Genomic DNA, 12,270 nt, shown 5'->3' on the forward strand with positions numbered 1-12,270 from the left:
CGTTTTACAACGGCAGAACGGCTTTACCTCGGTGCAATGGGCGCCTTGCGCGTACGGCCCCAGAGCACAAATAAAGAGAGTGCCAGCAGGACGGCATTGAAGGGCAGGATGCCATATTCGCCGCGCATGGTATGCAGGCCCATGGCCAGAACCTGAATGGCCGCAAAACCCAGCGCTGCCAGCGGCGTCAAGCGGGGCATGATGCGAGTGGCCGCAGGCAGAATGATGCCGATTGCGCCCAGAATTTCCATGGTGCCGATGAAGCGCGTCAACAATTCGGGGTAGTCGCCGGCGTAGCTCATGCCGGAAGCGACCAGGGCCTCAATGGTCTGGGAGAGCTTCATGAAGCCCGCCATTCCGTAAAAAACGGCCAGCACCAGCTGCCCTCCCCACAAGGCAATGTTCCATCCCTTGACGCTATTCGTTTGGCTCATGGCTTCCCCCCTCCCCGTGACTGCCTGCCACACTAGGCACAACAAGTAACTGCCTCTATATTAGTGACTGAGTTACGCATGCAAGGAGGCACACCCATGTCACTGTCCGATACATCGCAGCACGCCAATTGCTCGGCTATGTCCGATGTGCTCAACCGCATCGGCGACAAATGGAGCGTCATGGTGGTCGGCATGCTGGGCCGGAATGGAACGTTGCGCTTCAACGAGCTCAAGCGCCTGATTAACGGCGTTTCGCAGCGCATGCTGACGCTGACCCTGCGCAATCTGGAGCGGGATGGCCTCGTAACCAGAACCATTTACCCAGAAGTTCCGCCGCGAGTGGAATATCGGCTGACCGAACTGGGAAAGACCTTGCAGGAGCCCATCAGCGCCTTGTGGGATTGGTCGGCGGAGAATCATCACGCCATCGTCGATGCACGGGCCGTCTATGACGCAAGGGAAGACGCAATCACGGCCGAAACGACACGCAAAGTCGCCTACGCGCGCGGCTAGATCGGCAATCAGGAATCGTTGTGCGCCATATGGGCGAAGCGATTGACGTCCCTGGGCGGGGTCGCCAGGACAGCTGCGCGCGCCTCGGTGCGTTGGCTGGACGGCAGGTTCAGGGCATTGACCAGGGCCCGGTATTCCTGACGCGCGCTCATATGAGACATGGAAGGCACGCCACCGAGCAGTTCATCATCCAGCGGATCGAACACGGTCATGCCGGTGGCGAACAGCGAACGGAAGATGACGCGCTCGGCTATGCCATCTGCCACCCGGCAACCTAGGCGCATGGCGATCCGCTCGAGCATGGTCTGCACCTGGCGCATGTTGCGCGATGACAGCATGGAGATGCGGTTACGGACCAGAACCCAGTCGATGTTCTTGCCGTCAATCGACAGGCGCTCGGATCGCGCGCGCTGCACCAGCCGCGCATAGTGGCTCAACTCGCGCGGCTCACCGGTAACCGGATCTATCTGCGCCATGACACTGAGATCGATCAGACTGTCATTGACCGGCGTCACCAGCGTATCCGCCAACGAATGGGCGAGACGCGCGAGGTTGGTGTCGAAACCGGGTGTATCGATGATGATGAAATCGGAGCGACCTTCGACTTCGCTTATAGCCTGGCGAAACAGGTCAAACTCGATGCGGTGGTTTTCCCGCATGGAATCACCGCGGGCCAGCGGCAGATGATAATGCGTGGTATGCGGCAGGCTGAGCCCCTTGGAACGCGCCCAGTCACGCCGGTTGCGGACATAGTGAGTCAGTGTTTGCTGGCGGCTGTCGACATCGATAGAGGCCACCTTGTGTCCCTGGTAGAGGAGGTAAATAGCCAGGTGGAAGGCCGTGGTCGATTTGCCCGAACCACCCTTCTCATTGCCAACAACAATGACATGCGCGCCTTGCCGCACAGTCGACTCCCCAAATCAGTTGGCCGGAGTGTGTTGATTTGGCACGCGTCGCACAAGGAAAAACATGGCAGCTCTGCGATAGAGCCTGGCAAGAATGCTGTTGCCAGTCTCAGCGCCGGCGCGATGGGGGCATCATTTGCGTCATTATGATGAAACATCCATGCTGCCAACGCATGATCCGCCTTCCGGATCGGGGATAGCTCGGCTGCGGAAATCAGCGCATCGTCAAATGGCTCTATGAAAACCGCAAAGGGACTATGCCCATGTTTGTTCGTGCCGTCTGGCGCCTGAAGCGCCTGGTCGACATCAAGCAGACGTTGCGGGAAATGGACGTTCCCTCAACGCGCGATGCCGATATTCTGGGGATTTCCGGCCCGGACTTCTCCAAGATGACGCGGTCGCTGTTCGACCGCTGACCGACCTTAATCCTAGACCGATCCTGCGTGGCCGCCGGAATGCCATCCGGCGGCCACTTTGCTGTCCTGGATATGAATGATGAATGAATGGGCATTGCCCAAGCCTTGCACAAAACGCATGGCAAGTTTGATCATTCTCTATCTGCTCGCTCGGGATAGCGGAGGCTATATGTGTTCCTGCAAACGAAAGGAGACTTCCAATGGACATCCGCAAGACTTTCCAGAAATGGGCCGCCTACCAGCAGACCGTGCGTGAGCTCGCCGCTCTCGACAACCGTCAGCTCAATGACCTGGGCATTTCGCGCACCGACATCAGCCGCGTTGCTCGCAATCATGCCGACGCACTGTAATCGCGTCGTCTGCCCAATCACTACAATCCGAACGCTCGCCTCTCTCTGAGATGCGGGCGTTTTGATTCTTAGGCATTAATGACGATGCGCGCGACGTAAACGCCGATTGCTCCCGAGCTGCGGGCTTGGTATCTCGCTGCCCATGTCAAAAGAACCCATTCATATCATCGGCGGGGGCCTTGCGGGCTCTGAAGCCGCATGGCAAGCCGCCGAGGCCGGTGCCACCGTCATTCTCCATGAGATGCGCGGCGTCAAAGGCACGGACGCACATGAGACCGACTCCTTTGCCGAGCTGGTCTGCTCCAACAGTTTCCGTTCCGACGACCACGAACAGAACGCCGTTGGCCTGCTGCACGAGGAGATGCGACGCTGCAACTCGCTGATCATGCGAGCCGCGGACCAGCACCAGCTACCCGCTGGCGGCGCGCTGGCCGTTGATCGCCATGGCTTTTCCGGGGCGGTTACCGAGGCCATCAACAATCACCCCAATATCACGGTCGTCCGCGAAGAAGTGGCCGGCTGGCCTCCGGCTGATTGGAAGCACGTTATCATTGCCACCGGCCCGCTCACCTCTCCGGCACTCGCCGAGGCGGTGCTCGAAAAGACCGGCGAGGATTCGCTGGCCTTCTTCGACGCCATTGCCCCCATCGTGCACTATGACAGCATCAACCACGACATTGCCTGGAAGCAATCGCGCTATGACAAGGCCGGTCCTGGCGGTACAGGCGCCGATTACCTCAATCTGCCGATGGACAAGGACCAGTACTTCGCCTTTGTCGAAGCCCTGAAGACCGCGCCGCTGCATGAGTTCAAGGATTGGGAAAAGGTCCCCTATTTCGACGGCTGCCTGCCCATCGAAGTGATGGCGGAACGCGGCGTCGAAACGCTGCGCCATGGACCAATGAAGCCGGTAGGCCTGACTAATCCGCGCAATCCGACGGTCAAACCCTATGCCATCGTGCAGCTGCGTCAGGACAATGCCCTGGGGACGCTTTGGAACATGGTGGGGTTCCAGACCAAGATGCGCTACGGCATCCAGGCGGAGGTGTTCCGCATGATCCCGGGGCTTGAACAGGCACAGTTCGCGCGTTTGGGCGGGCTGCACCGCAATACTTTTATCAATTCACCCAAGGTTCTCTCACCGGACCTTAAACTGAAGGTTGATCCACGCATCCGCTTTGCGGGTCAGGTGACTGGCGTTGAAGGCTATGTGGAAAGCGCCGCCGTTGGCTTGATAACCGGCCGCATGACCGCCGCCGATGCCTTGGGCGGATCGATGGATACGCCTCCGGTCACAACGGCACTGGGCGCTCTCATCGGGCACATCACCGGCGGGCATATCGAGGCCGAGAGCTACAGCGGAGCCCGCAGCTTCCAGCCAATGAATGTCAATTTCGGCCTGTTTCCCGAGGTGACAATCACCAAGCCTGAGGGAGCAACACGGTGGCGGGGCCCGGAAAAGACCATGGCCAAGCGCCGGGCGATAACCGGGCGGGCGCTCGAAGACCTCAAGGCCTGGGCATGACTCCGGCGGCGCTGGCCGACTTCCTGCACGAACACATTCCGCTCTCCCGGGCGATGAATGTCACCGCCGTCAGGGCCAGCGTCGAAGAAGTGGTGCTTGAGGCGCCGCTCGAGCCTAATATCAATGTGCATGGCACCATGTTTGGCGGCAGCGCCGCCACACTTGGTCTGCTCGCGGCCTGGTCGGTATTGCATCTGCGATTGGAGGCCGAGGGCATTTCCAATCAACTGGTGATTCACCGCACCGAGATGGAATATCTCAAGCCGATTGCCGGGACGGCGCAGGCCGTGGCGCGGCTGGAAGGCGCGGACTGGGCCAGCTTCCTTCATACGCTGGACCGTCGCGGCAAGGCGCGGCTCAAGGTCAACGCCGCGCTGGTGTTTAATGGAGAGCCTGCAGCGCGGCTGGCGGGAGAATTCGTGGCGATCCTGGAGCGCTAAGCATGTCGCCAGGGGCGAATTGCGACTGTTCAGGCTGATCCTTCCTTGACCATTCACCGGCACCTGAGTGTGACGCCCCAAGTATCTAGATCATTTCACACTCAGGCGGACGCGGTTCCATCGCCTCCCTCCCCCGGGTGGGCTTCGACCCGTCGCGAGGGGCAAACCTCTCCGGGGGAGAGGTGTGCGGGGAGTAGGTCCGGGGGTGGGGGTGTCGGCATGTCCTCTTGCTCGGAGCCTTGGGAGGTCGCGTCACCCCCACCCCAGCTCGGCTATGGACTGTCGGCCTAGCGTCGCTACCCGCCCCACAAGGGGGAGGGAGGAAAGAGGGCAGCGCGTTCAGCTAAACGTGAAACGGTCTAGTCTTGAGGGTCTTGGGACTTGAACCAATCGAGAATTTCCGAGCCGGTCAACATGGCCACACCTTCGTGGCTCAGGATGTAGTCGTAGAGCATTTCGAGATATTTGATGCGGTGTGGGGCGCCTGTCAGATAGGGATGAATGGATATGGCCATCACCCGGGGGTGTTCCTTCCCCTCGAGATAGAGCCGGTCGAACTGGTCGACGCCGCGCTTGTAGATTTCGTCTGACCGGTGCCCCTGCACCGCTGACATGACCACATCATTGATCTCGACTGTATAGGGCACCGAGACGATGGGGCCCGTTGTGGTTTTTAGCGTCACCGGCTGGTCGTCAAGGCACCAGTCACAGACATATTCAATGCCGGCCGCCGCCAGCAGGTCGAGCGTATCGAGCGTTTCGGTCAGTCCGGGGCTTTCCCAGCCCCGTGGCGGCGCGCCGGTCAAAGCGATGATGGCGGCAATGGTATCGCTGATCGCCTTGGCCTGGTCTTCGACGCGGTGCATCGGCCGCTGCTCGAAGCCATGGCCGATGAAGTCCCAGCCAGCCGCATAGGCGGCGCGGCAGGCCGCTTCATAGACGCTGCAGGCTGAGCCGTTCACGGCGAAGCTGGCGCGCAGATTGCGCTTCCCCAGCACCTCGAGAAACCGCCAGAAGCCTACCCGCATGCCATATTCATGCCAGGCCCAATTGGGAATGTCGGGCAGCAGCGGTTGTCCCATCGGCGGCGGCAGCACGGCCCGCGGCATAGCGCCGGCCGGCGACCAGTTCTCGACGTTCACAATAGTCCAGACCGCGATGCGCTCCCCTTTGGGCAGGCGCAGTTTCGGCCGTTTGACGATGGGGGAATAGTCGAGCCGGCTACGGATAATGGCGGGGTCGATGTCGGGCTCGGTCATGATCTTGTTCTCAGGCATAGCGGCTAAAAAATTCGGCGATAGCGAGGTGGTCGCGCCCCTGCGCCACAAGGAAGGCGAGCAGCAGCCGCGCCTTGGGGGCACTCAGCACGCCCGCGGGAATGAGCCCGCGGGCAATCAGGTCGCGCTCGGAGCCGGCAAAGCCATAGGTCTTCTCAAAAACCGGACCAGCCGGCACGCGTGACGCAAGCACGATGGGCAGGGACGCGGGCAGCGCCTCCAAGGCGGCCAACAGCGCTGCCGGCACATGCCCGGCGCCCATGCCCTCGATGACGAGGCCGGCATAGCCAAGCGCGGCAGCCGCCTTGATGAGTTCGCCGTCATCGCCCAAGCCCGGCTTGAGCATGGCCACCCGCGCCAGTTCCGGCATGGCGCCGAGGGGTTGGGGATGCTGCGGCCGGAGCAGGATGCGCACGCGATCTTCGATCACCGCGCCCAGTGGCCCCGCCGAAGGGCTGGTGAAGGCCGATGGCAGGCTTTTGTGCGATTTTTCCACCAGCGCAGCGGCGTGGATTTCGTCGTTGAGCACCACCAGGGCACCCAACCCCCGAGCAGTCTCTGCGGCAGCAACGCTGATGGCAGCGAGCAGGTTTGCCGGGCCGTCAGCACCCGCCGCTGCGGCGCCGCGCATAGCCCCCGTGACCACCAGCGGTGCGTCTTCAGCATGAGCCAAGCCCAGCAGAAAAGCGGTTTCATCAATCGTGTCGGTGCCCTGGACCACCACCACACCTTGTGCGCCCGAGGCGATGCCGGCCGCTACGCATCGGGACACATGGCGCAGTTGGGCAAAGCTCAGCGACGCGCCCGGCACCAGAAACGGTGTCTCCACGGTGATGGCGGCAATCTCGGCCAGTCGCGGGACCGCGGCGATCAATCGGGCACCGTCCAGCACCGGGACGATCCCGCCGTGCGGCTCAGGCATCATGGTTATGGTGCCGCCCAGAACAATCACATGGACGCGCGGCAAACTGACAATTGTCAAAGCTCTGTATTCCGTTTCAAGTGCCTGTGCCTCTCTCAGGCCCGGCCGGCCAGCTCGACCACCTGTTCGCACAGGACACCACCTGGCCGGGCCAGCTGTTCGAGGATGGAGAAGTGATCTTCCTGTGCGAGCGGCAGGATTTCGCCGTCGCGGCCCGCCGCCCGCCAGGCCTGTTCGTACTCGATCGACTGGCGCCGCAATTCCGGCAATTCAGCGGTGCCATAGGCCATCACCAGGGGTCCCGACGAGGGCGGGATGGTGTGGATAGGGCTCAAATGCTGCACATCAGCACCGGTCAGGCCCAATTTGTCGTTGAGCTCGCCCAGCCGGATCGGTTCCAGATCGAATATGCCCGAAATGGCCAGTCCCGCATCGACCTGGGGCAGCGCCATGGCACTTGCCGCCAGCTGCCCGCCGGCCGACCACCCCGATATGATCAATCGTCCAGCCGCAACGCTCATGGCTGGTCCTTCCTGGCGCAGCCAGGCAAGAGCCGCAGCGATTTCGTCCATGATCTGGCCCAGGCTCGCGGCCGGCGCCAGCGTATAGCCCGGCACCGCCACATCGATGCCCGCCGCCAACGCGCCTTCGGCCATGCAGGAGAAAACATCCTTGGAATTGCGCTGCCAGTATCCGCCATGGACGAAAACAAGGATTGGCGCATCGGCCGCACCGCTGCGGAAGATGTCCATCCGGTTCCGCTCGCGTGGGCCATAGGGCAAATCGAGACTATGCCCATCCTGCGCCCGCAACTTGGCGCTGCGCATGGTCCAGTCAGCCAGATACCCAGCGCTGGCCGCAACCGCCCCGCTGTTGTTATAGGCGGCGTCGAGTGTGGGGCGGTCCATGCCCCGCCATACCGCCTTTGGCGCCGGCGCATCCAAGCCGTCCAGAATCACGCCGCCACCTTGCCATGGTGACTATGCAGCTTGCTCGAAAGCGACCGCCGCAGGTCGTTGAAGTCGGTGCCGGACACATCGCGTGGGCGAGGCAGATCGACGGTGAGGTCGCTGTCAATCCGGCCCGGCCCGGCGCTCATGACGATCACCCGGTTGGAGAGTACCACGGCCTCCTCGATGGAGTGCGTCACGAAAAGCACGGTGAGTTTCGTGCGTTCCCAAAGGCCCAGCAACTCATCCTGCAGGCGCTCGCGCGTCATGGCGTCGAGCGCACCGAACGGCTCATCCATCAGCACCATTTCTGCCTCGTTGGCGAGCACCCGGGCAATGGCAACACGCTGCTTCATGCCGCCCGAGAGCTGGTGCGGATAAACATCGGCAAAGCGGCCCAGGCCGACCAAATCGATGTAGTGGTCCGTCGTCTCCTGAATCTCCCGGGCCGGGCGGCGACGCGACGCGGGCCCGAAGCCGATATTGTCGCGCACCGTCAGCCAGGGGAACAGGCCGTAATCCTGAAACACCATGCCGCGGCTGGGGTCGGGCCCCTCAATGGGTCGGTTCCACATCAGCGCCTCGCCCGTGGTTGCGGTCTCGAACCCGGCGACGATGCGCAACAGGGTGGATTTGCCGCAACCTGAGGCACCGAGCAGACAGACGAATTCGCCGCGTTTCACATCGAGACTGGCGTCGTGCAGGGCCTCGATACGGCGGCCCTGCACTTCAAATGTCTTGCCGACATTGCGCAGGGACAGAATGGTGGGGGCGTCAGACATGGTTGGGGCTCCAGGACAAGAGCTTGCGACCGATCAGGAGGATGATGCGGTCGGAGATGAAGCCGGCAACGCCGATGGCAATCATGCCGCAGATGACGACTTCTGTGCGCGAGAGCTGGCGGGCTTCCATGATGATGGCGCCCAAGCCGGTCGGCACGCCCGTCATTTCGCCGATGACGATAACCATCCAGGAAAAGCCAAGACCAAGCCTCAGGCCGGTGAATATCGCCGGAAGCGCGGCGGGCAGGACAACTCGGGCGAACTGCGCCGAGGGAGAGCAGCCCAGCATGCTGGCCGCTTCAAACAGGCGCGGCTCCACCGAGCGCACCCCGAAAACGGTGTTGATCAGGATCGGGTAGAAGGCACCCAGAAATACCAGAAAAATCGCCGAGGTCGGGCCGATGCCGAAGATGATCATGGCCAGCGGCAGCCATGCGGTCACCGGAATGGGCCGAAGAATCTGCAACAGCGGGTCAAACATCTGCCGAACAGCCGGGATGCGGCCAATCATCAGTGCTAACGGCAGGGCAACGATGACAGCTAGGAAAAAGCCGCTATAGACACGCGTCACCGAGGCGACCACGTGGGTCGCCAGTGTGCCGCTGAAGAAGTCGTTGCGGATGCCGCCAACAGCCAGGTCATAGAAGGCCAAGCCAACCTGTGCTGGAGGCGGGATCAAGCTGTAGACTTGGCCGGACGTCGCAAAATGCCACCACGTGAGCAGCAGGGCCGGTAGAATTAGGGCCAGGGCGGGTTGTTTTAGCCGCCCGGCCTCGAAGGCGAAATGCCTCCGAGGGACGGTTGCGGCTGGCGGGGTCTGGGTCCGGTCGGCCGCGATGGTCATGGCCTAGACCTTCTGTTCGAGGGATTGGACAAAGCTGGTGTCGAACAGGGTCTCAAAATCCGGCAGAGCCTGGATCTGGTTGAGTTCGACCATGTGTTCGGCATAGGTCCTTGACTGGGTCAGTTCGGTTTCTCCGAATTTCCAGGTCAGTTCCACATTGGGAGCAGAAAGCTCAATTGCGGCCCGGTCCTGGCCCAGCTTCGCCACGGCCATCGCCACCATCGCCTCGGGGTTGGCCATGGCATATTCAGAAGCCTGGCGGTGAATGTCGAGGATGACTTCCACCAGTTCCGGCCGCTCGCTGAGGGTGTCGCGGTGCGCCCCGAAGATCATGTTGAGCGCACCCATAGCGGTGCCATAGGGATATTCGACGATCTTGCCGACCCCGGTCGCCAAGCTGATACCAGGCGCCGGCTCGGCCCCGACATAGGCATCGACATCTCCGCGGGCCAACGCCAGGTGCATTTCGCTGAACGAGATACGCACCGGCGTGATGTCGGCAATCGAGAGACCTTCCATGCGCAGGCGCTCGAGGATGAACACCTCCTGGGTCGAGCCGGGCCAGATCGCAACCCGCATGCCCTTGAGATCAGCAATGCTCGCAATGGGGCTGTCCTTGCCGGCCACCACACCCATGCCCTTGTTGCAGGCGCCGCCTATGACGACGATCGGTTCGCCTGCTGCCGCGCCCAGTGTTGCCGCCGCAATGCCGAACATGCCGAAATCGACCGACTTGGTGACGACGGCATTCTTGCCTTCCGTCGGGCTTTCAAAGGGAATGACCTCGACCTTGTAGCCGGCCGGCGTAAACTGGTCGTAGAAGTGTGGAGCGATGGAATGGATGAGCTTAAGCGCACCCATCTTGATCACCGTCTCCGACTGCGCCCGCACAAACGGCATGGGCATAAGGGCGGCGGCAGCGGCACCAGCGGCGGTGGTTGCGAGAAATTTGCGTCTATTCATCATGGCCTGGTCTCCTGAGCGGCAATGGCGATTGCGGGGGTGTTCTGATTGGCCGAGCGGGCGGCGAGATAGCGCCGCCAGCCTCCGAATGCGGTGATGTTCTCGGCGTCGGCAAGGGCATGGTGTTCACAGATGAAACCCTTGACGACGGTGCCGTCCTCGGTCTCCACCGAGCCGATGCCGAGCGGGGCAGGAATGGCGGCAACGAAGCTTCCGAATTCCCGCACCGGCACGTCCCACAGCTCGATCTCTATGCCTCCAGGCCCACCATCACGCGACAGGCCTGGCTTGGCTGGGCTCGAATTTGGCAGTGAATAGAGGCTGTAGCCGGCTGACGTGCGCGTGGTCAGGACCAAGCTCGCGCCGCGGTCCGTCAGCTGCCTGTTTAGGGGCTGGCCCTGCAGATGCGCGCCGACCACAGCGAGACGAACGCTTTCCATCTCGCTGGCCGCTGCGACGACAGCATTGGTCTGCGCGAGTGGGGTCGAGCCGGCACCGAGCCTTGCCCCCGGATCCGTGCGATGGAGGCGGTCCCCGATGTGAGCAAGCATACCATCGCTGAACTGCGGACCAATCAGGGTAACGCCGACAGGCAGCCCGCCATCGCCCCAACCGAAAGGAACGGAGATTGCTGCCATATCCATCAGGTTCACGAAGTTGGTGAACAGACCCAGTTTTGAGTTGAGGGCCACCGGATCGGCCAGCATGTCCTCGATCGTCGGGTGTTCGGGCGCCGTAGGAACCAGAAGAAAATCGATATTGTTCAGCGCAGTGCGTATCTTCAGCGCATGGTCCGCCAAGCTGTATTGCGCAGTGAAGGCATCTACGGCTGAGTATTGGGTGCCCGATGTCACTATTTCCCGCACGACCGGATGAATGCTCTCGGGCTGACTCTCTGCAAAATCGCTAATGGCAGCGTAGCGCTCGGCCACCCAGGGGCCGGCATAGAGCAGTGAGGCGGCCGCCTCAAACGGCGCGTAGTCGATCTCGACTGGGCTGCCTCCCAAAGCCTGGAGACTGGAAACGGCTGCGGCGTAGCGCTTGGTCACACCCGGCGCGCAGCGCGCCACGACGGTTGGGGTTATTACACCAAAACGGAAGGCGTTCAGGCTTTTGGCAACGGCGGCGTCATCGTTGGCACGCGAATAGGCGTCCTTGTCGTCCGGGATGGACACAGCGCGTAGAACTGTAAGGGCATCTTGCGTCGTGCAAGCCAGGATCGACACACAGTCCAGTGTGCGGCACGCAGGCAGAACGCCACGCGTGCTGATCAGGCCCTTGCTCGGCTTCATGCCCACAATATTGTTGAAGCCGGCCGGCACCCGGCCCGATCCGGCGGTATCGGTACCCAGAGCAAAGGGAACCAACCCCTTGGCAACCGCCACCGCCGAACCTGAACTGGAGCCCCCGGAGATATAGTTTGCGTCGAAGGCACAGGACGGAATGCCATAGGGCGACCGCGTGCCATTCAACCCGGTCGCGAACTGGTCGAGATTGGTCTTGCCCACGGGGATCGCCCCGGCCTTGATCAGCCGGTCGACCGCGAATGCAGAGGCCTGGGGCTTAAAGGCAAACTGGGGGCAGCCACCTGTGGTCTCCAGACCCGCAACATCGATATTGTCCTTGACGCCGAACGGGATGCCGAAGAGTGGCAAGTCCTCACCCGCATCGAGCCGCGCCTTGGCCGCCGCCAGCAGTGCATGGGCCTGGTCGCGAGGCATGACGGATATCCAAACCGGACGCCCATCGGTCTCTATTGCGTCAAGGGTGGCGTCCAGATCGCGAAAAGCATCGCGACCGGCGCGATAAGCTGCAACCTGCTCGCAGATTTCAGAAAACAGAGCAGATGATGTTGTTGCAAGACTGGTCAAGGCGGCAGTTCCTGTCGGTGTATTGCACCTACCGTAGCGGAGCGCGCGTTGCCGTCTATTGCTAGTTTTTGACTGCCG

Annotated in this window: 15 protein-coding genes; 5 read left to right on the top strand and 10 right to left on the bottom strand. The window is 61.9% G+C overall.

Annotation, left to right across the window (positions count from 1 at the left end):
• Window positions 1-23 precede the first annotated feature (23 nt).
• The gene (locus NIM87_RS02615) at window positions 24-434 is read right to left on the bottom strand and encodes a DoxX family protein (RefSeq protein ID WP_254673063.1); all 411 of its coding nucleotides are present in this window, start codon (window positions 432-434) and stop codon (window positions 24-26) included.
• Between the two features lie 96 nt (window positions 435-530).
• On the opposite strand from NIM87_RS02615, the gene NIM87_RS02620 reads away from it, so the two are divergent.
• Entirely contained in the window at window positions 531-947 is a 417-nt protein-coding gene (locus NIM87_RS02620; protein WP_254673064.1) for a winged helix-turn-helix transcriptional regulator, read from the top strand.
• 8 nt (window positions 948-955) lie between these two features.
• Here NIM87_RS02620 and NIM87_RS02625 read toward each other — a convergent pair whose 3' ends face one another.
• Entirely contained in the window at window positions 956-1,852 is an 897-nt protein-coding gene (locus NIM87_RS02625; RefSeq protein ID WP_254673065.1) for a division plane positioning ATPase MipZ, read from the bottom strand.
• A gap of 263 nt (window positions 1,853-2,115) precedes the next feature.
• Between NIM87_RS02625 and NIM87_RS02630 the strand changes: the two genes are divergently transcribed.
• Window positions 2,116-2,268 carry a hypothetical protein gene (locus NIM87_RS02630; RefSeq protein ID WP_254673066.1) on the top strand — a complete coding sequence of 51 codons (153 nt, stop codon included), beginning with the start codon at window positions 2,116-2,118 and terminating at the stop codon, window positions 2,266-2,268.
• A 12-nt stretch (window positions 2,269-2,280) separates the two neighbouring features.
• Here the strand turns inward: NIM87_RS02630 and NIM87_RS18540 are convergent, their stop codons facing one another.
• A complete protein-coding gene (locus tag NIM87_RS18540) occupies window positions 2,281-2,403 on the bottom strand; it encodes a hypothetical protein (RefSeq protein WP_269467854.1) in 123 nt (40 codons plus the stop codon).
• A 65-nt stretch (window positions 2,404-2,468) separates the two neighbouring features.
• On the opposite strand from NIM87_RS18540, the gene NIM87_RS02635 reads away from it, so the two are divergent.
• The 3 genes from NIM87_RS02635 to NIM87_RS02645 all read left to right on the top strand — a co-directional run bounded on the left by NIM87_RS02635 (window position 2,469) and on the right by NIM87_RS02645 (window position 4,583).
• Window positions 2,469-2,618: a DUF1127 domain-containing protein gene (locus tag NIM87_RS02635; RefSeq protein WP_183309465.1), complete on the top strand. Its 150-nt coding sequence runs from the start codon at window positions 2,469-2,471 to the stop codon at window positions 2,616-2,618.
• 142 nt (window positions 2,619-2,760) lie between these two features.
• Window positions 2,761-4,143, top strand: coding sequence for a methylenetetrahydrofolate--tRNA-(uracil(54)-C(5))-methyltransferase (FADH(2)-oxidizing) TrmFO (gene trmFO, locus NIM87_RS02640; RefSeq protein WP_254673067.1), 1,383 nt, complete (start codon window positions 2,761-2,763; stop codon window positions 4,141-4,143).
• Window positions 4,140-4,583, top strand: a complete 444-nt coding sequence (locus tag NIM87_RS02645; protein WP_254673068.1) for a YiiD C-terminal domain-containing protein — start codon at window positions 4,140-4,142, stop codon at window positions 4,581-4,583. Before trmFO ends, NIM87_RS02645 begins: the two co-directional genes overlap by 4 nt.
• Window positions 4,584-4,942: 359 nt before the next feature.
• Here NIM87_RS02645 and NIM87_RS02650 read toward each other — a convergent pair whose 3' ends face one another.
• From NIM87_RS02650 to atzF, 7 genes are read right to left on the bottom strand one after another with little or no spacing between them, the layout of a single operon-like run.
• Complete coding sequence (locus NIM87_RS02650) at window positions 4,943-5,842, bottom strand: polysaccharide deacetylase family protein (protein ID WP_254673069.1); 900 nt, start codon at window positions 5,840-5,842, stop codon at window positions 4,943-4,945.
• A 10-nt stretch (window positions 5,843-5,852) separates the two neighbouring features.
• Window positions 5,853-6,842: an asparaginase gene (locus tag NIM87_RS02655; protein ID WP_269467853.1), complete on the bottom strand. Its 990-nt coding sequence runs from the start codon at window positions 6,840-6,842 to the stop codon at window positions 5,853-5,855.
• A 35-nt stretch (window positions 6,843-6,877) separates the two neighbouring features.
• Window positions 6,878-7,690 (bottom strand): alpha/beta hydrolase, encoded by an 813-nt coding sequence (locus NIM87_RS02660; RefSeq protein WP_254673070.1) that lies wholly within the window; start codon window positions 7,688-7,690, stop codon window positions 6,878-6,880.
• Between the two features lie 47 nt (window positions 7,691-7,737).
• On the bottom strand, window positions 7,738-8,514 hold the full coding sequence (locus NIM87_RS02665) for an ABC transporter ATP-binding protein (RefSeq protein WP_254673071.1): 777 nt from the start codon (window positions 8,512-8,514) through the stop codon (window positions 7,738-7,740).
• Window positions 8,507-9,358: an ABC transporter permease gene (locus NIM87_RS02670; RefSeq protein ID WP_254673072.1), complete on the bottom strand. Its 852-nt coding sequence runs from the start codon at window positions 9,356-9,358 to the stop codon at window positions 8,507-8,509. The genes NIM87_RS02665 and NIM87_RS02670 overlap by 8 nt, the downstream gene beginning before the upstream one ends.
• A 3-nt stretch (window positions 9,359-9,361) precedes the next feature.
• Window positions 9,362-10,324 (bottom strand): ABC transporter substrate-binding protein, encoded by a 963-nt coding sequence (locus NIM87_RS02675; RefSeq protein ID WP_254673073.1) that lies wholly within the window; start codon window positions 10,322-10,324, stop codon window positions 9,362-9,364.
• A complete protein-coding gene (gene atzF / locus NIM87_RS02680; protein ID WP_254673074.1) occupies window positions 10,321-12,192 on the bottom strand; it encodes an allophanate hydrolase in 1,872 nt (623 codons plus the stop codon). Before atzF ends, NIM87_RS02675 begins: the two co-directional genes overlap by 4 nt.
• Window positions 12,193-12,270 lie beyond the last annotated feature (78 nt).

The organism is Devosia ureilytica, from assembly GCF_024273195.1.
In the GTDB taxonomy this organism is placed as follows: Bacteria; Pseudomonadota; Alphaproteobacteria; order Rhizobiales; family Devosiaceae; genus Devosia; species Devosia ureilytica.

Coding starts and splice junctions, on each gene's coding strand:
- NIM87_RS02615 (WP_254673063.1), bottom strand. CDS start 434: ATGAGCCAAACGAATAGCGTCAAGGGATGGAACATTGCCTTGTGGGGA.
- NIM87_RS02620 (WP_254673064.1), top strand. CDS start 531: ATGTCACTGTCCGATACATCGCAGCACGCCAATTGCTCGGCTATGTCC.
- NIM87_RS02630 (WP_254673066.1), top strand. CDS start 2,116: ATGTTTGTTCGTGCCGTCTGGCGCCTGAAGCGCCTGGTCGACATCAAG.
- NIM87_RS18540 (WP_269467854.1), bottom strand. CDS start 2,403: ATGATCAAACTTGCCATGCGTTTTGTGCAAGGCTTGGGCAATGCCCAT.
- NIM87_RS02635 (WP_183309465.1), top strand. CDS start 2,469: ATGGACATCCGCAAGACTTTCCAGAAATGGGCCGCCTACCAGCAGACC.
- trmFO (WP_254673067.1), top strand. CDS start 2,761: ATGTCAAAAGAACCCATTCATATCATCGGCGGGGGCCTTGCGGGCTCT.
- NIM87_RS02645 (WP_254673068.1), top strand. CDS start 4,140: ATGACTCCGGCGGCGCTGGCCGACTTCCTGCACGAACACATTCCGCTC.
- NIM87_RS02650 (WP_254673069.1), bottom strand. CDS start 5,842: ATGACCGAGCCCGACATCGACCCCGCCATTATCCGTAGCCGGCTCGAC.
- NIM87_RS02660 (WP_254673070.1), bottom strand. CDS start 7,690: ATGGACCGCCCCACACTCGACGCCGCCTATAACAACAGCGGGGCGGTT.
- NIM87_RS02665 (WP_254673071.1), bottom strand. CDS start 8,514: ATGTCTGACGCCCCCACCATTCTGTCCCTGCGCAATGTCGGCAAGACA.
- NIM87_RS02670 (WP_254673072.1), bottom strand. CDS start 9,358: ATGACCATCGCGGCCGACCGGACCCAGACCCCGCCAGCCGCAACCGTC.
- NIM87_RS02675 (WP_254673073.1), bottom strand. CDS start 10,324: ATGATGAATAGACGCAAATTTCTCGCAACCACCGCCGCTGGTGCCGCT.